This window comes from Paraglaciecola polaris LMG 21857, assembly GCF_000315055.1.
GTDB lineage: Bacteria > Pseudomonadota > Gammaproteobacteria > Enterobacterales > Alteromonadaceae > Paraglaciecola > Paraglaciecola polaris.
The window spans coordinates 1-19,597 of record NZ_BAER01000097.1 but is presented as its reverse complement, the minus strand read 5'-3'; the positions used below and the strand labels follow the sequence as shown (position 1 = coordinate 19,597).

The following is a 19,597-nucleotide window of genomic DNA, read 5'->3' as shown; positions in this document are numbered from 1 at the left end:
CGCTTTGTATAGTAGACTTCTTTTATCGCAGACCAAATTGGAATAATAATGGATTTAATGGACCTGTTCAGTAAAGCTTTACATGATACCGAAGCGGTATTATTGGAAACGAAAATTGCAACAGAGCGCTATGGTAGAACGACGTTTTCAAACAATATACCCATAGATTTTGCGGTTGAAGTGTTGAACACGTCTGCGATATCCAAATTACTGCAATTAGCAAATAGCCACCAATTCTATTTATTTCCCATTAGTTCAGGAAACAATTGGGGGTATGGCTCTATTCAAGATACAAGTCTTGACGGCCCACGAGTTGTCGTCGATTTAGGCCAACTGAAAGCCATTATTCCCACCAATAAAAAAGCTGGGCTGATTACCGTTCAGCCAGGCGTTACGCAACAAGATTTATTTGATTATTTACAACTGAATGACTGGCCTTTTATGGTGCCAGTGACAGGTGCTGGCCCCCATTGCAGCATTTTGAGTAACGCGCTTGAACGAGGTTATGGGATCACCCCAAGAACCGATCATTTCGCAGCCGTAAACGCCTTGAAAGCGTATCTACCCCACCCTGAGTTGTGTAAAACCAAGTTTGAATCTGCCGTCTCTGGATTGGACGGCTCAGGACAAGATTTCATAGACAAAACCTTCAAATGGGGACTGGGACCTTATATCGACGGGCTATTTACCCAAAGTAATTTTGGCATAGTAACCGAAATGACTATTCGCTTGGCACCTCGACCTGAACATTTTAGCGCCTTCTATTTACAAATTTTCGACGCAGATAAGTTCGCCGATGCTGTCATGTTAATTGAACAAACATTGTTAGAATGCGAGGGAATTGTTGGCTCAATTAACCTAATGGATCGCCGCAGGATCGTATCCATGGTTGCGCAAAATCCTAATGGTCAAGACAACCATAAAACCATGACGGAAGAACAAGTTGAGACGATAGCGAAAGAGCAACGTTTGCCTCAGTGGATGATAGTGGGCTCAATGTACGGTTCGAAAGCGGTCGTTTCTGCAACCCAAAAGCGCTTTAAACATCGCGCAAAGTCCCTTGGCCAGCTCAATTTCTCTAACAGCTGGTTAATTAATATCGCCAAGTTGATTGTCAATTTGCCCCTACCATCAATCGCTATCATGAACAAAATTAAGGCTCAACTGCTGACGTTAGATGAAGGTATAGAAATCATGTTAGGTAAGCCGAATCAGGTCGCCTTACCCTTAGCCTATTGGCGCAATCCTCGGGTCACAGTAAATAAAAAAAATTCATTATTACCTGATAAAGATAAATGTGGCCTGCTTTGGTATGCTCCGCTCATTCGAGTGTCACCAGAAGTGCTAACCGATTTTATTAATTTTGTTCGCGCCACAACACCAAAATATGGCATAGAGCCTTTAATCACATTTACTAACCTTCGACATGATTGTATCGATTCAACCGTGCCGCTCGTGTTTGATTTAGAAAATCCAGAAGCGATAAAGGCTGCACATAACTGCTTAGAGGAGCTTTTCGTTGAAGGATGTAAAAAAGGGTTCATACCTTATCGTATCAACATTAAGCAACAAGCAGTACTGCCAGCTGATGACATTTTTTGGAAGACCACAAATCTATTAAAGCAAGCCATTGATCCAAACGGTATTTTGGCACCTAATAGATATAACCCTGTTGAAACCACCCCACATTCGATTTAAATCCTAACTACGGCTGTTATCTGTTGTTCAGTGCAATATAATACAATAAAGTAATATGCGATTGACCTAAAGAACATGCCGTGGAACGGTAAGTAAAATAGTGCAGCGTTTTATATTTAACTAATGGAGTTAGTATGCGTATTAAAGTTATCCCAATTTTCATCGCCCTTTCCGCTCTTTCAATCTCTGGTTGTGATAGTAAAACTGCTGAAGAATATATCGCGGCAGCAGAAACACAATATCAACAGAACGATACACAAGCCGCAATCATAGATTTGAAGAATGCTATTGCCCTAGCCCCAAAAAATAAAGAAGCCCGAGCAAACCTAGGCAAGTATTACCTTACAGCCGGTTTATTCGTTGAGTCTGAAAAAGAGTTACGCAAAGCCCTTGAGTTAGGCGAATCAAAGGATTCAGTCTACCCCGCTCTCGTTCGAGCGATATATTATCAAAACGATTTTGATCGCCTGACTAGATTGACCCAAGATTATACAAGTCAGGATACACAGACACAGAGCTCCGTCGCGCTTTTCACTTTTCTGGCAAATTTAAAAAGTACAGATACAGGTAGTACCCTAAATACTGATTTTTCAGCACTGTTAGGCGACGATAAAATATTGGCGCAAGTCTATTACGAATTCTCTCAAGGTAAATTCTCTCAAGCAGATGAATTACTATCCAGTTTCCAACAACCTGAGCAGAATAAAATTGAAAAGCTGATTGTTACCGGTTTACTTAAAGCGCAGTTAGAAGATTATGATTTAGCTATTATAGCACTAGATCAAGTTGTCGCTTCTTCTCCCGAGTATTATGTTGTTCAGTTTCAGCTCGCAGAAGTGTTGATTAACGCTAAAGAGTTCGAAAAAGCTAAGAAACTGGTAGATGAGCTGTTAAAAATTAACAGTAGAAGCGCCTACGCTAATTTGTTAATGGCACAAATATTTTTACACGATGAGTATTACAAAAAAGCATTTGATGCTGCCGAAATTGCAATTCAAAATGGCATAGATAGCACCCAAAGTAACTTACTTGCTGGGATAAGTGCATATAAGATCGAGCGTACAGAAAGTGCTTATAAGTATTTGTCAAAAGCATCGAGAAATATTTCGCCTAATCACATGGCAAATCGGCTATTAGCGGAAGTAAAAATTAGGCTAGGAGAAACCGATAATCTGGCAGAGATGCTCGAGGGTATATCAGGTCAAGATGTGCAAAAATCTGCGTTATTAGAAAGCGCAGCCATGATTAAATTTCGCGAAGGCGACATAGAAGCATCAAAAAGTTTATTCAGCCAAGCAAAAGAGGGGGATCCTGGGAATGCAGTGACCCTATTACGCGAAGGATTAATCAAATTATCTTCAGGTGATCAATCTGGGATAGATAGTCTAGAATCAGCGATTGCCCTTGATAATACTTTAGGTGAAGCATGGAGCTTACTGGCTCAAGGGCACATGCAAGCAGAAGAACCCAAAAAAGCATTAGCTGTTGCCAAGCGCTGGCAGGAAGTGAACGAAGTGGATGGTTTAGTGCTTGAGTCTTATCTCTTACAGCAGTTAGACGACGACATTCAAGCAAGAATAAAGTTGGTTAAAGCGCTTGAGTTGGCTCCCAAAAACTACGCCGCCATGCGATTTTTAATGCTCCTCAACGCCCGGGAAAAACGCTTTGATGAGGCTCGCGCACTAGCTAAAACGTTACTCACATCGACCGAGAACCTGAGTGGCAAATTCCAACTCGTGTTCACATTGATAAACTTAGCAATAGAACAAGATGATCTCGCATCAGCAGAGGCATTATTGCAATCTTTATTAAGCCAACAAACCGATAGTAGCGATAAACATGCACTGCCTATCAGTGTTGGCCTCGCGACGATATATAATTACCGAGGAGAATTCCAGAAGGCGTTATCTCTTTTAACTGATTTGCATGATACAAATGATTTCTACGTATTATCTACTTTAGGTCAAACTTACTCGGGACTGAACGATTTCAACAATGCCAAGTCGACATTTCAAGCCCTTATCAACGCCTTCCCTCGAGATATGCGCAGCTGGAACAAATTAATCACTTTGCTCAATCAATACGGGCTAAATAAAGAAGCAGTTGACGTCGCAACCCGTGGTGAATCAGCACTGCCTCATGATCCTCGACTGACTGTTCTTAATATCAGATCTCTTATCCGGGCTGGTGATATCCATAAAGCTCAGCAGAAAATCGATAATATGAAAGCCCAGGGAAATAGCTCACCTATGTTTGAATTATTTACTGGTGAGATGGCGTTGCATCACAAAGAATACGAAAAAGCGCATAAATACCTTTCCCAATATTACGCTGTCGATCCTTCTTGGGATAGTGCCCAGCCGCTTGCAGAAGCCCTCGCCCACTTAGGTAAAGCAGCGGAGGGTGGAAAATATCTAGAAGCACAAACAGCTAAAATTCGAGATAAGCTAAAAAACATTCACTACATTGCCGAATACTATTCACGAAGTGGTGAGCTCGAAAAAGCGGCGCAGTATTATAAAGCCCTGCTGGATATTAACCCGGAAGACTTTATTACACTAAACAACTATTCAGCTGTAGCGATTAAGCAGGGTGAAATTACGTTAGCTATAGAATTGGCTCAAAAGGCATTACAAATATCTCCTGAGTCCCCTTTCGCCATGGACACTTTAGGTTGGGCGTTATTTCACGACAAAAAATATGGCGATGCGCTGACGTATATAAAGAACGCACACGAAGCAATACCAAAGAATAATGAAGTGACATTCCACTTAATTGAGACACTCATCGTCACTGGCAGTAAAGACAAAGCCAAGTCGTTACTAGGTCGGATTAAACCAACCAACGACAGTGACAAGCAGACACTAACGCGTTTAAACGCCAGTATTTAAACGTAACTGCACCGTCCGGCGCTCAACTGCGCTGGGCAATTCAAGGTATTGTAATTAGCGAGTGAATTCTATTTTTACGATTAAACATTATAGCTTAGAAGATATTGAGCGGCTCGAAATACTGTGGAACGGGCTTTATAAGCAGTCTACAGCTAATGTGTTTTTAAGTTGGCTATGGATACAGGCATGGATCAATACCCTATCAACGGCTCCGATTGTGCTAACCGCGCACCAAGGTGGCACTTGCGTCGGTTTAGCACTATTCACTCAGCGTAGTGTAAAAACCGTAATTGGGGTGAAGATCAATCAGCTCTGGTTGCACAGAAGCGGTGAGCAAGCCCATGACCAAATGTGGATTGAACATAACGATTTTCTGCTTAGCGAAAAGAATCACCGAGAGATACGTTTGGCGATGCTCGAATACCTATTTAAGTGTCAACATTTATGGCATGAACTATATGTAGGTTTAACCCGCAGAGATATAGCTACAGAATTCATGGATCGCCTACCTCATTACAGAGAGGTACTTTCCTCAGCAGATTTTGAAGTCAACTTATGTAATAAAAAACATATAGATGAATACTTAAGTGAACTATCTAAAAATACCCGTGCCCAAATACGGCGCACGGAAAAGTTACTTTCTCAATCGGGTGATTTGTCTCTTACACTCGCGGAAAATGAAGCACAAAAATTTAGCTATTTACAAGATATAGCTAAACTTCATAAAGAAAAATGGGAAAGTACGGAATACGGAAGTGGTTTTAACAACCCTATTTTTGAGCGATTCCATCAACAGCTCATATTTGCGCCTGAACCATCAAATGTAACTCGCTTATATTGCCTCAGAGTTAATAATGAACCACTCGCATACATATATGTATTAAAGGATGATAACGCCTGGTATTTTTATTTGTCCGCAATTAAAAGTCATACTGACAACCGAGTCAAAATTGGCTTACTTGCCCATACCTATGTTCTCAAAGAAGCGATAGCACAAAATATAAGCAAATATAGTTTTTTGGCGGGAGAAGCAAGATACAAACGTTCCCTTTCTAATATGCCCGAAACCAATCAAAAGTTGATGTGTTTTTATCAACCTACATTGCTGATGAGCATGCGCGAACTAATGCGCAAGTATAAACACGCACTACAAAATTTACTGCTACATTAGAATAATAAAATGAATATCAACACCCAAAGTACTTACCGTATCCCATTAGAGCTAAGCTTCTCGTCTGAAGAAAATCCCGTAGGTCTTTTATCAACCAGTGTGCCATTACCGGTAGGTGCGCTTTACAATTTACAACATTGTCATTTATTACATGATGGCAAAAATGTTAGTTGTGGGGCGCGTATCCTTGCGACTTGGCCGGACAAGAGTATTAAATGGGTCCACCTATCCTTCTCGGCGCCTCAGTCCAACCAGAGTAAATTCATATTTGTTACCTGCCAACAGGATGATATAACGCCAAAGTCTGTCACGCAGGCTTTGTCTTACACCCAAAGTGATTCGCAAACCAAGGTACATCACTCAGATTTTTCATTTGTGCTGGATCACAATAATGGCCATTTTTCTCTGGCGCCTAAGAAAAACAATATCGCTGAGTCAAACCCACTGAGCGCAGAGCTAATATTAAAAGACGCATTTAAACACGATTGCACAATGTCGTCGTGTAACGTGGCGATCCATGAAACCCCAGACTTACTTGATGGGGCTGTATTCGCGTTACAACTTATTGTGGAAATGACCTACTCAGACGCTGAACAAGGTATATATTCAGCCATCAGCGCAATAAATACCTTTAGCTTTAGTGCTGAACAAAGTGCTATTAAGTTAGATGTGACCCTACACAATCCAGCATGCGCTTTGCACAGCGGAGGAAGTTGGGATCTTGGTGATGCAAATTCATTTCACTTCTCTGAACTGAGTGTTAATTTTCACAGCGACGTTATTTGCCCTGTCAACTATCGCGTAGAGAGTCAACAGGAATGGAAAATCGCAGAGACATTACCAATCGCAATTACGCAGCACTCGAGTGGTGGCACAAATTGGCAAAGCCCAGTGCATGTTGATCATGAACAAAAAATCCCTTTTGCAATAAAAGGCTACTGTGTTCAGCACCAAGATGCACAGGCTGAAAATGGCTTGCGGGCTACGCCCAGTATTCATTGGGCTAATTTTTTCAATGTCACTCTAGAGCACTTTTGGCAAAAGTTCCCTAGCGCTGTCCTTATCACCGAGGATAGGGTTTCCTTAGGGTTATTCCCAGCACAAGCCGATATCAAATATGAACTCCAAGGCGGAGAGAAAAGTACGCACACTTTATGGCTAGCAGCCAATGAAGATAAAAATGCGCTTAATGGCGTGCACACGGCACCCAGCGCTAAGGCTGATACTATCCAATACGCCAATAGCGACATGCCTTTGTACATAGAGCACAGTCAACGTGACGCAAAACTACAACAACTGATAAATAACGGGCTTTTGTCGCACAGCAATTTTTTCGAAAAGCGCGAGCAGCTAGATGAATATGGCTGGCGTAACTTTGGTGATCTCTATGCTGATCATGAAACAGCTGAGCATGATGCGAGCTCTATTTTTGTCTCACATTACAACAACCAATACGACCCGATTTATGGTTTTTTACGCCAGTATTTAATAAGCGGCGATCACCGCTGGTTTACCCTAGCAGATGACTTAGCTAAACACGTAAAAGACATAGACATTTATCACACCAAAGACGATAAATCTGAATACAATGGCGGATTATTTTGGCACACGGATCACTACTTACAGGCATTTACTTCTAGTCATCGTTCTTATTCAAAACACCAAGGAAAAGGGGCATATCAAGATCATGCTGGTGGCGGAGGCCCCGGCGGGCAACATTGCTACACATCAGGCTTAGCGCTTTATCATCTACTAACGGGGGACGAAGCCGCTAAACAAGCGGTGCTAACTTTAACGGACTGGATCACTTATGTGTACGAAGGTGGCAATACTTGCCTTGAGCTATTGCTTGCCCTTAAAAATCGTCATGTACTTGGCCTGAAAAACCACTTTAGTGGTCAGTACCCGCTAGACAGAGGAACAGCAAACTATATTAATGCTTTACTCGATAGCTACGTGCTCGTCAGTGATACAACGCTGCTAGAAAAAGTCGAACACATTATTTATCACACAGCTCATCCAGATGAAGATGTGTCATTGCGTAAGTTAGAAAATGTCGAAGAAACCTGGTTTTATATCGTATTTTTGCAAGCTGTTGTGCGTTACTTGGATATCAAGCGTAAAACCAATGATTACGACAGGGCGTTCTACTATGCTCGTGATTGTCTGCTCAACTATGCCCACTGGATACTAGAACACGAGTATATGTATCTAGATAAACCAGACATTCTGGAATATCCCAATGATACTTGGACAGCGCAAGACTTGCGTAAAGCTCATGTATTGGCTGCGGCCTACTTCTATAGCAATAAATCTTCAGAAGAGTATCAGTCCAAAGCGTTATATTTTGAAAATCAAGTCGCCTCTCGCATAGCGGCAAGCGACACTAAAACGTATACCCGGATCATGGTTTTACTGATGCAGAATGATGGACCAACAGCCTATTTTACCCAAACAGAGCTTGTTCATGAGTTCAAATCCCGTGAAACCAACTGGCCAGCACCTGATTATGTTAGAAAAGGCTCCTTCAGCGCTCTCTTATTGAAAGCTTTTAGTAAACGATTGCTAGAAGTATCAATATCCAATGAAGTAAACTGGCTCAAAAAAAGGCTACGATAGCCAATGACACACTCAGGGTAGCTAATTTAGATGCAGATTTCGTTTATTATCCCGCACAAAGGGCGGTTTGAAATGTTAATTCAAACCATAGTATCCATTGCTAAGCAAAACGTTGACTTATCACAAGTTGAAGTCATTGTTGTTAGCCAAACCCCTGATGTGCTAAACCAAACATTATCCGGTAGTGCAAAATTGCTTATTAAGCCCCACTTACGTCCTGAAAATGAAACAATATCAGCGCTGAGAAATTTCGGCGTAACGCAATCATCGGGGCAATACTTAGCTTTTCTCGATGCCGATGTTTATTTGTCAGAAAACTGGGGCGAGCAAATGCAGCGTATCTTGACGCAAAACCCCAAGCGCATTATCGCCAGTGCCATGCAAATATGTACCTTTGACGCGCCCCCGTTAGAGAAGATCCGTACCAGTTTAAGTAATGCCGAGCTTGATGTGAATGTGGCTTTTTTACCCGGTCGAAATTTATTTCTAAGACGCGAGGCATTTGCAAAAATTGGCGGGTTTCCTGAGCACTTGATTACTTGCGAAGACTATTATTTTACCGATAAGGCCGCGCAACTTGGCGAGCTATTTTACACATCCTCTGCAACCTACATTCATCTTGGTGAAGACAAGACATTAAAAGGGATGTTTGACAAGGAAATATGGCGCGGCCAATCAAATTTGCAGTCAATAGAAGGGCGACACATTCCGCTTCGAGAATGGCCGAGCTTTGTTGTCCCCCCAGCGATATTTCTATTTATCGTCACCAGCTTTATATGTTTATTTGCCGGGTTATACAGCCTCGCTATTTGCAGCCTGCTAATTGGGCTAATACCCGTAATGGCATACAGTATTCGATTGCAGAATATTAATGAATTACCGGTATCTTTTTGCCAAATATTTTTGTTTTATAGCGTTTATTTTCCCGCTCGTGCCATCGGTACCTTTGTCGGTTTATTTAAATCCATTCGTGTAAGAAACTCCTGAGGCATTATTACCATGACGTCGAAACTTAAAGTACTCCAGTTTATTTGCCCTACGGGCTTTTACGGTGCAGAGCGCTGGGTGCTAGCTTTAGCCAAACATTTAGACCCAAGTACAGTGTCATGCGATCTAGCGGTAACCATGGAACCAGGACAGAAGCCGCTCGAGTTGGTAAGCGAATATAAAAAATTGAATTTAGGTATCCATATCATTGAAATGAAAAATAAATTTGATTTAGGTGCCGTTGCTCGATTAGCCAAATTAATCCGTGAGCAAAACATCGATATTATCCACACCCACGGATATAAATCAGACATTATTGGTGTACTTGCAGCCAGACGCGCAAAGATAAAATGTATCGTTACCCCTCACGGTTTTGAGAATGCGAAAGATTTCAAACTCAGATCGTTTATTTGGTTGGGTTGCCAGTCTATGCGCTTTGCTCACAAGGTTGTCCCCTTGTCACAACAACTTATGCGTGATGTCTTGAGTATGGGAGTAAAACCCCAGAACGCTTTGTATATTCAAAACGGTGTTGATTTATCGGAAGTTGAAGCGGAGCCGATCCCTGTGCGCACGGAACCCGGCAAAAAGCGTATTGGTTTTGTCGGTCAAATGATAAGCCGTAAAAATATCCGCGATATACTCGACATATTTGACCAATTACATAAAAAACAACCTAACACTGAGTTGATTTTACTCGGCGATGGAGACGCACGCCAAGCCCTAGAAGACTATAGTAAAACCTTAGATTGTAAGGCAGCAATCGATTTTCTCGGTTTTAGAGATGACAGACTAAGCCTGCTCAAGTCATTTGATTTATTCGTCATGACTTCCACCCTTGAAGGTATTCCTCGCTGCTTAATGGAAGCCACAGCAGCAAGTATTCCCGTTGCTGCATATGACATCCCAGGTATCGACCAACTTATTAGTCATGAAAAAACCGGGTTATTAGCCACATTAGGTGACAAAAAAACCTTACTGGCTTATTGGGAGAAGCTGTTATTTGACCCATCATATGTACGTGAAATTACTGAAAATGCCAAACAATTCGTATACGATAATTACTCAGCTCAGCGTATGGCTGTCGAGTACAGTGACTTGTTTGAAGAAATAACAAAGGACAGTTGATGCAACAAGGAAAATCAGCACCAATCATATTCGTATTATCCATTGATACAGAAGAAGAATGGGATTGGTCAGGGGCATTTCCTCAACAAAATGTTGACGTGAATAACGTTAAGCTATTACCAAGTTTTCATCAACAGTTGGCCCGTATAGGCGTGCGCCCTACTTACTTTGTCGATTATGCCGTTGCTGACTGCCCTGATGCGGCGGCTAAAATGCGCGCTATTATCGCCCAGAAAAACTGTGAAATAGGCGCGCATTTGCACCCCTGGTGTAATCCACCTTATTTCGGCCCAGCGACAGATAAAAGTTCCCATGTGATTAATCTTCCTGTGGAGCAAGTATCGCAAAAGCTAGACGCGTTAATGCAACTCATATTCCAGCAGTTTGACATTCAAGCTAAATCGTTTCGTACGGGACGCTGGGGGATTGACTCCAAGGTGCTTAATCTAATCATGAATGCCGGTATCAAGGTTGATTCCAGTATTTACCCATTTTATAGCAATGATTATTTCAGTTGCCATAGCGCACCCTCACTTCCTTATTGGCCGAATTTAAATAATCCGCTAAAGAAGTCACAACAAAAAGAGATTTATGAATTGCCGGTAACTGTGGGTTTCAATCGGCCTAACTTTCCGTTATGGAATAATATTCATACCAGATTTGCCTCCCCGCCATACAGTTGGACGCGTTTTAATGGCATTGCTTGGCATACACAATTATTACGCAAGCAATATTTGTGTCCCGAATTATCCTCCCCTAAAGATATGCTGTCTTTATGTGAGACAGTCATCAACAAAGGTTATCCGGTTTTACACATGTATATGCATAGTTCGAGTCTGTTAGATAACAATAACAGCCTATTAGGCAACCAAAACGCCTACCAATTTATCAGTGACTCTGTTGCTGAGGTCGTTAGTGCACTGAGCGAGAAATACGAAATCGATTTTTGCACCATATCCGAAGCCGCGGCTAAGTTACAGCTAGCAACAGAGCAAAAAAACACATGACGCTGCACATCCGCCTAGCAACCAATAGCGATGAACGACTCTGGAACGAGTACGTTAATGCTCACCCCAGAGCAACGCCGTATCATCGTTTCGGATGGCTAAAGAGTGTTGAACAAGCATATCAGCACAAAAATATTGCTGCCATCGCACTAAATGACACGCAAATAGTAGGTGTATTGCCCTGTATCCAAATGCAACGGCCATTGCTACGCCCCTCATTTTGCGCCCTTCCCTACTGCGATCTAGGTTATGGGCTCGGTGATGACAACGCTACGGTCGATTTACTGACCCAGTTTGGCAAACAGCAACTTTTGGCAATAAATGGGCAAACCTTCGAGTTTAGGGATTTTATCGATGAGCCTATGAGCGATTCGCAAATGGAAGGGCAGAAAGTACGTATGCTCTTGCCGTTACCTGAAAACAGCGAGACGTTATTGAGTGGATTCAAATCAAAGTTACGCAGTCAGATCCGCAAATCAGAAAAGAATGGATTGCACTACAAAATTTATAAAAATGGCCAAGGCCTAGACGATTTTTATCAAATATTCGCCATTAATATGCGTAAATTGGGCTCCCCGGTGCACAGTAAAGATTGGTTTAAGCATCTGCTAAATAACTACCACGGCAACTGCGTTTTATCCGTCGTATATTTTGAAGATACACCTGTGGGCGCGGGTATTACCCTATCAAATAATCAAGGTACGGCGATACCTTGGGCTTCCACCGTCGCTGAATACAATAAACTTGCGCCAAACATGCTGCTTTATTGGTCATTGCTCAAAGAAGCCTGTGATAACAAGATGTGTACCTTCGACTTTGGACGTTCCACTTTTGGGGAAGGCACCTACCGCTTTAAAGCCCAATGGGGAGCAGAGCCACAATTATTGAACTGGTATGATGCTGCAAAACAAAGCCAACAAGATTTTGAAATGCTGAGCAATAATGAGCGAGAGAGTGCCCCAAAAGGACGGCTAAGACCCTTAGTAGAATCCATTTGGGCCAAACTGCCGCTGAGCGTCACCACCTCAGTTGGTCCAAGGATCCGAAAACATATCAGCCTGTAAAATAATTAGACCAGCAGTTTGCTGAATAAAAGACGACATTAACAACAAGGTCAGAAAAAATATGTGTGGTATCGCGGGGTTTACGCAATTTAGCGGGAATATGGGCAATGAACAAACCCTAAAAAGAATGGGCGATAGTATCTATCACCGCGGGCCTGATGCGGGTCGTGAATACTTGGACGAGCATGTAGGTTTGGCCCATCGCAGATTAGCGATAATCGATCTATCAGAAGCTGGCACACAACCCATGTATTCTTTTGACGAAAAATACATAATCGCGTTTAACGGCGAAATATATAATTTTCAGGCACTACGTGACCAGCTTAGTCATGACGGTTACCCGTTTCGGACCCATACCGACACGGAAGTGATCCTTGCATTGTATGCAACACATGGCGAAAAAATGCTGAGCATGATAAACGGTATGTTTGCTTTTGCTCTTTGGGATACAACCAGTAAGCGTTTGTTAATCGCTAGAGACCGGGTGGGCAAGAAACCGCTTTATTACCTAAAAACTGACACCCAATTCGCCTTTGCGTCAGAAATAAAAGCCTTACTGACACTACCAAACGTATCAAGAGAAGTGCGCTTAGACGCAGTACACGACTTCTTCGCTTATCAGTATGTACCGGATCCAAAAACCATCTTCACCGATATGCACAAGCTCCCTCCGGCGCACTTTATGTGGGTGTCACAAGAAGGTATTCACATTGAGCAATACTGGGATGTGTCGTTCAAACATGTAAGTGATAAATCAGCGAGTCAACTCACCAAAGACTTATACGCCTTAGCAACCGAAAAAACCTGTTCACGTATGGTCAGTGACGTACCATTAGGTGCGTTTTTAAGTGGAGGCATCGACTCAAGCGGCGTAGTTGCCATGATGGCTTTGAACAGCGATAAGCCCGTTAAAACCTGTTCCATTGGCTTCGATGAAAAGCGCTTCAATGAAACCGAATTCGCACAAATTGTTGCTGATAAATACCATACTGAGCATCATGAATTTACCGTTCATCAAAATGTAAAAGACAATTTAGAAGAAATTGTCGCTTACTTTGACGAGCCCTTTGCCGACCCCTCATTAGTGCCCACTTATTTTGTATCTCAGCTGGCCCGCTCGCAAGTCACAGTGGCAATTGCCGGTGACGGCGGTGATGAAGTCTTCGCCGGTTATGAAAAGTACACCACTGACGCGCTTGAGAATAAATTACGCCAGCGCTTCCCTGAAGTGTTACGTAAAAAAGTTTTTCCTATCCTGGCAAACCTATTCGCCAAAAGTGAGCACCCACTACTGCGCAAAGCAAAGTCTTTGTTAACCAGTTTGAGTTTAGAGCCCGCCATGGGCTTTTATATCACAAACTCCATGATTGACGACCGTTTATGGCAGCGTCTCGCCACAAAAGAAACCAAATATAAATTGGGCGATTATCATCCCAGTGAAGTCACTTTAGAAAATTACCATAAAGCTGATGGCGCGGATCACCTGTCTAAAATTTTGTACACGGATATGAAAACCTATTTACCGGGAGGTATTTTGGTCAAAGTTGACCGCATGAGCATGGCCCACTCTTTAGAGGTTCGAGCCCCGTTATTAGATAAAGACATTATCGAATTCTCCGCGACCCTTCCGTCAGATTTAAAATACAATAATGGGGAAAAGAAGTTCATCTTAAAAGAAGCCTTCAAACCTGTGTTACCAGACGATATTTTGTACCGTAAAAAGATGGGCTTTTCTGTACCACTAGCCTCATGGCTACGTCATGAAATTAAAGCGTTAACAGAAGACTATCTATTCACTAAAGCCCAAGGGATCCAGCAATACTTTGACATGGACGTGGTCAAGCAACTTTGGCAACAACACCAAGAAGAAAAAGCAGACCACAGTACTGTGTTATGGAGCATGCTAATGTTCCAAATGTGGTGGTTTCGTTATATACAAACACCCCATGAAAAACAAACCTAATGCCGAGCTTAGTTTAATGAATATCCTTCACCTCACATTTGATATGCGTATCGGAGGCACTGAGCAAGTCATCAAAAATCTGATTTTAGGTGCTGACTCGATGCGCTTCACTATGTCTGTTTTGTGCATTGAATCACCGCTTGGGCCGTTCGCTGACGATTTACTCGCAGAGAACATCCAAATCCACGCCCTTGCCCGCAAACCAGGCTTCGATATCGGTTTAATCGGCAAAATACGCCAACATATCATTGAACATAAAATAGATATTATTCACTGCCATCAATACACACCTTATGTATACGGTTTATTAGGTGCATTACTGACATCTGCAAAAGTGGTTTTTACTGAACATGGGCGTTTTTATCCCGACTCCACCACTTGGAAACGGAAGTTAATTAACCCTATTTTGCACAAATTCACCGCTGCAACTACCGCTATTTCTGCAGCCACGCGTGATGCCTTAGTTGACTATGAATTCATACCTCATGACGACATACACGTTATTTACAATGGCATTATTGGCGTTGCAGCTGATAAAGAAAGTGTTAAAACATTGCGTATAGCCTTTGATTTACCTCAAAATTGTATTCTATTTGGCACCATAGCTCGACTCGATCCGATTAAAAATCACAGTATGATGTTGCGCGCATTCAAACGTGTGATTTACGCAGGAGTTAATGCTAAGTTGATGATAGTGGGCGATGGCGATGAACGGGCTAATGTTGATTCAGTTATCAACGAACTCGGGATTGCACAATATGTCGTCATGACAGGCTATGAACCAAAGCCACACAATCATTTAGCGTTAATGGATATTTATTTATTGCCATCCTTGAGCGAAGGCACCTCTATGACACTACTCGAAGCCATGTCATTAAGTAAACCTTGCATTGTAACCGATGCTGGAGGCAACCCAGAGATTGTGTTACATAACAAAACAGGACTTGTCACACCAAATAACGACGAAGAAGCGTATGCACAAGCTATGCTAACGCTCGCTGGCGATACGTCACGTCAAATGTTATTTGGCGTGGCTGCAAAAGTGCGTTTCGAAGAAGTCTTCAGTGTTAAAAATATGACTAATTCATATGAAAACATATATACCCAACTTTGCCCAAATCATCAGAGGTCTTAGATAGTGCAAGCAAAATACTTTAGCTTTCTCGTACGTTAAGCTCTCTATGTCACTTACGTTCTGAGCGTTTATTTAAAGCCAATGATGAAGAACTCGTTATATAATGTCTATCTTGTTGGATACATTGAAATTTTAATACTCGTCAGAGAAAAAATTTCTCTCCTTAATTAAGAGCATAAAAATTAATGAAGCTTTTCTACTTTGAAGCACCTGAAGGAAATGTTGGAGATGATCTGAATAAATGGTTGTGGCCGCAAATTTTAGGTGATCAGTTAGATAATGATGAGGATCATCTTGTTATTGGAATTGGCACACTGTTAAATCACAAAATTCCCCCGGCAAAAAAATATACGGTACTAACTTCCGGTGTGGGATATGGGGATCTACCCGATCAGTCAACGGGTATTTGGGATTACGTTGGTCTTCGAGGCCACTTGAGCAAGGAAAAAATGTCGGTAACAGACGACATTTCACTTTTAGACGGCGCTTATTTACTCCCCAGCTTCCTCAAATGTCCCAAGGTTATCAAACACAAATTTGGTTACATCCCGCATGTAGATAGTATTGGAAACGGTCTTTGGCAAGAAACCGCTGAAATTGGTCAATTCAAATTAATCGATCCTAGATGGCCGGTCGAAAAATTCATTGCGGAACTGCTAAGTTGTGAACAAGTAGTAACCGAAGCTATGCATGGCGCAATTATGGCTGACGCATACGGCGTGCCATGGCAACCAACAAAAGCCTACGACTACATTAATGACTTCAAGTGGAAAGATTGGGCGAGTTCATTAGATATGACGGTATCTTTCAACCTTATCAAGCCAACTTGGAAAGGCGATCAAGGCGAATCCACAAAGCGTATATTTATCAATAATGTTAAACGCACACTTGATAGTGTAGGAATTCATTCGGCAGACTGGACACCTGTGCTCCCGAGACGAAGTAATGTAAAGCATCTCAAGTCTGTCGCTGATAAAATTAATTTTAATGCGACCAATCTAGAATTCTATCTTTCTAACGATGATTTACGCAAAGAAAAAATTGAGATCTTAATTCACAGTATTGAGAAGAAGTTCGGAATCGCTATTGGTTAAAAGCATTTTCAATATATTTAGTGAAGCCGAAATGATGACGTTATTATGGGTATATGCTACTCAAACCCGAAATTCGATTATCGTTTACAACAGAATCACATTCCTAGGCATATGAATAAAGAAATATGAATAAACTTGAGAGTAACTCCCCTTTAATCAGTGTCATTATTCCTGCCTACAATGCGGAAAAATATATTGCGTCAACACTCGAAAGCGTATTGACGCAGACGTACACCAATATTGAGGTTATCGTTGTCGATGATGGTTCAAGCGATGACACTCAAGTTATCCTAGCGGGCTACTCAAATAAAGTAATAATAATAAAGACCGAAAATCTGGGCGTGTCCCACGCAAGGAATACCGGAATTGAGGCTGCTCAAGGTTCTTGGATCGCATTCATAGATTCAGATGATATCTGGCACCCCACAAAGCTGTACGAGCAATACACGACCCTAGGCAACTGTAAGTGGTCACATTGCGACTCCGTTTATATCGGAGAAAACCAAAGTGGCACAGTAAAGCGGTCAGACTATAGTCACATACCCACAATTAATGTATTTGATGAGCTAATCGTTGAGAATTTTATTACCACTTCGTCAGTGTTAATCGAAAAAGCCTTACTCAGCGAATTTGGTAAGTTTGATGAAAACTTACTCTGTTTGGAAGACTGGAAATTATGGGTTGAAATCGCACGCACCAACCCACTCGCTTATTGTGATAAAGCGCTTTTAGAGTATCGCGTTTATAGTGGTTCCACATCAAGAAAGGCAAGATATGTGCTGCCTCTACATATTGCGTTAATCAATAATATATTTAGTCAAGCACCAGCAAAGGCACATTATAAAACGCTAAAAACCAAGGCTAAAACAAAATCATACACAATCTGTTCGTATATCGCTGAAGAAGCAAACGACTTTAGTTTTGCAATGACTTGTTCATACCGAGCTTGGTTACTTAAACCCACGAATATACAAGCGATTAAACGTTTGATAGCGTGCACGCTCAACTTTTTGCGTTTTTCCAACAACCAAGCGTTAAAAAAATAAATAACTTAATGGGTTTTAGCAAGATTTCAAAGACCGAAGATAGTGACATAGCTAGGACCACAGGGCGTTTCAAGCGGTCTCTATTCACTAAACATAAACCTGTCGGCTATCGAATTAGCTTAATGACGTGTCGGTCAAACTAGCATATTCTGCAGCCAGCTTTTATTCCAGATGTAGGTGCTTTACGTGAACTATTATCAAAACCAGTTTTCAAGTGAGCATGACTTTAGCAAGGTCAAAAGACCGACTAAAGTGCTTATTATCGCCTCAACAGCGCGCAGTGGAAGTCATATGCTCGGGCATGCTTTGCATACCACAGGTTCCTTTGGTTTTCCTCTTGAGTATACTAACCCTGCAAACTTTAAAGAATGGCAACGGCTTCTTAAGAAGGAAACACTTCCTGAAGTAATAGACGAGCTACAAGCTCGTAGAACATCCGACAACGGTGTATTCAGTATAAAAATACATTATTCGCATTTAAAAATGTATGGCGGATTTAACGGATTAAGGGCATTATTTCCAGATGCTTATTACGTATTATTGTCACGCAAAGACGTTTTGAAACAAGCAGTATCGTTATCAATCGCAGCCCAAACTGGAATTTGGATAACAGGACAGAAAGCAAAATCTGACAGCCCTAAATACGATTATATCGGCATAAAGAATTGTCTAAAAAATACGATTCTCGAACAAGCCTCTTGGCGCTATTCCTTGGCCACAAGTGGGGCTAATTTCTTAGAGATGAATTTTGATGCTATTAAATCTAATATTCCAGGTGCCGTATCGAAAGTTGCCACTTTTATGGATGTCGGATTGACGCCAGAGAAAATGCCATTAAAACCAGTGACTCAACAACAAAGCAGCGAACTAAACAACCTCTGGTTAAATCGTTTTCTACAAGACCACTCCGATGAACCGCTAGTGATGCCTGATCGACTATTGTCGTTAAAAGCATGGATAAGGAAGCTATTGAAAGGTGAAGAACTCTAACCCTGAGGGATCCTCACGAATTTAACTGACACCTGCAGATGCAGATACATAATCTTCCCCCAGTTTCGTAGACACTTAACCAAGGCGTTTTGAAGCCCGCATCGGTGACAACAATGGGTTTCACTTTGTTGCCCATCATCGTTTTCAGCATATTCAGAAAGCGTTTGTGAGTTGCAGGCTTTTCTTTTGTGTTGAGACCATGTACTTCCTGATATAGCGTGACACTACGCCCGTCAAAGGCCAGCGACGCACGGAGCAGGAAGAACCCTTTGTGCTCATCAAAATCTGACCAATCAATCAAAATGACTGGGCGGGATGATATCCGTCCGAACAAGTAGCATAGTCCGGTATAAATATAGTCTGACTCAATCAGTAGGTGGGGATTCGAGCACAGTCTATCAGCACGTTTAATGTTATGTTTCTCATAGGCTTGTGAATCATGCCTGTGACGCTGGCAGAGCCTCCGCGCAACAGACTAGACACTCATGCACAAAGTGCCGTGATACGAATTTTATGCATATTGGGCGTGATAAGTGACAGGGTATTGCTCAAGATAGTTGTTACATTCATGGCATTAATGCTTTGAGAGTTTTGGCGAGTGATCGGAGCACTGATGCCATGAATGTTCCCCAATTTTCAACTATCGCTATGATTTACTTATATTATTCGTGGGGGATACTGTAGTGGTTTAATGATCCCGGACATCATTTTAGGTGGTAATGTTATCACCTTAGAAGAGGTGTTCGATGAAGAGACAAAGACGTACGTTTTCAGCAGAATTCAAGTTAGAAGCAGCAAACCTGT

At 41.9% G+C, this 19,597-nt stretch carries 13 protein-coding genes; all 13 read left to right on the top strand.

Annotated elements, in window-relative coordinates; genetic code table 11:
• Positions 1-48 precede the first annotated feature (48 nt).
• Positions 49-1,698, top strand: coding sequence for an FAD-binding oxidoreductase (locus tag GPLA_RS16110; protein ID WP_007106017.1), 1,650 nt, complete (start codon positions 49-51; stop codon positions 1,696-1,698).
• A 134-nt stretch (positions 1,699-1,832) separates the two neighbouring features.
• Entirely contained in the window at positions 1,833-4,589 is a 2,757-nt protein-coding gene (gene prsT / locus GPLA_RS16105; RefSeq protein WP_007106016.1) for an XrtA/PEP-CTERM system TPR-repeat protein PrsT, read from the top strand.
• A gap of 61 nt (positions 4,590-4,650) precedes the next feature.
• Positions 4,651-5,760: a GNAT family N-acetyltransferase gene (locus GPLA_RS16100; RefSeq protein WP_007106015.1), complete on the top strand. Its 1,110-nt coding sequence runs from the start codon at positions 4,651-4,653 to the stop codon at positions 5,758-5,760.
• Positions 5,761-5,769: 9 nt separating this feature from the next.
• Positions 5,770-8,379 carry an RIFT barrel domain-containing protein gene (locus tag GPLA_RS16095; protein ID WP_007106014.1) on the top strand — a complete coding sequence of 870 codons (2,610 nt, stop codon included), beginning with the start codon at positions 5,770-5,772 and terminating at the stop codon, positions 8,377-8,379.
• A gap of 30 nt (positions 8,380-8,409) precedes the next feature.
• Positions 8,410-9,366, top strand: a complete 957-nt coding sequence (locus GPLA_RS16090) for a glycosyltransferase (RefSeq protein ID WP_007106013.1) — start codon at positions 8,410-8,412, stop codon at positions 9,364-9,366.
• Positions 9,367-9,378: 12 nt separating this feature from the next.
• On the top strand, positions 9,379-10,494 hold the full coding sequence (locus GPLA_RS16085; RefSeq protein ID WP_007106012.1) for a glycosyltransferase: 1,116 nt from the start codon (positions 9,379-9,381) through the stop codon (positions 10,492-10,494).
• The gene (locus GPLA_RS16080) at positions 10,494-11,501 is read left to right on the top strand and encodes a polysaccharide deacetylase family protein (RefSeq protein ID WP_007106011.1); all 1,008 of its coding nucleotides are present in this window, start codon (positions 10,494-10,496) and stop codon (positions 11,499-11,501) included. Before GPLA_RS16085 ends, GPLA_RS16080 begins: the two co-directional genes overlap by 1 nt.
• Complete coding sequence (locus GPLA_RS16075) at positions 11,498-12,565, top strand: GNAT family N-acetyltransferase (protein ID WP_007106010.1); 1,068 nt, start codon at positions 11,498-11,500, stop codon at positions 12,563-12,565. Before GPLA_RS16080 ends, GPLA_RS16075 begins: the two co-directional genes overlap by 4 nt.
• 61 nt (positions 12,566-12,626) lie before the next feature.
• The gene (gene asnB, locus GPLA_RS16070; RefSeq protein ID WP_007106009.1) at positions 12,627-14,528 is read left to right on the top strand and encodes an asparagine synthase (glutamine-hydrolyzing); all 1,902 of its coding nucleotides are present in this window, start codon (positions 12,627-12,629) and stop codon (positions 14,526-14,528) included.
• Positions 14,512-15,663 (top strand): glycosyltransferase, encoded by a 1,152-nt coding sequence (locus tag GPLA_RS16065; protein ID WP_007106008.1) that lies wholly within the window; start codon positions 14,512-14,514, stop codon positions 15,661-15,663. The genes asnB and GPLA_RS16065 overlap by 17 nt, the downstream gene beginning before the upstream one ends.
• Positions 15,664-15,848: 185 nt before the next feature.
• Positions 15,849-16,757: a polysaccharide pyruvyl transferase family protein gene (locus GPLA_RS16060; protein ID WP_007106007.1), complete on the top strand. Its 909-nt coding sequence runs from the start codon at positions 15,849-15,851 to the stop codon at positions 16,755-16,757.
• Between the two features lie 125 nt (positions 16,758-16,882).
• A complete protein-coding gene (locus GPLA_RS16055; RefSeq protein WP_007106006.1) occupies positions 16,883-17,803 on the top strand; it encodes a glycosyltransferase family 2 protein in 921 nt (306 codons plus the stop codon).
• 186 nt (positions 17,804-17,989) lie between these two features.
• Positions 17,990-18,793 carry a Stf0 family sulfotransferase gene (locus tag GPLA_RS16050; RefSeq protein WP_007106005.1) on the top strand — a complete coding sequence of 268 codons (804 nt, stop codon included), beginning with the start codon at positions 17,990-17,992 and terminating at the stop codon, positions 18,791-18,793.
• Positions 18,794-19,597 lie beyond the last annotated feature (804 nt).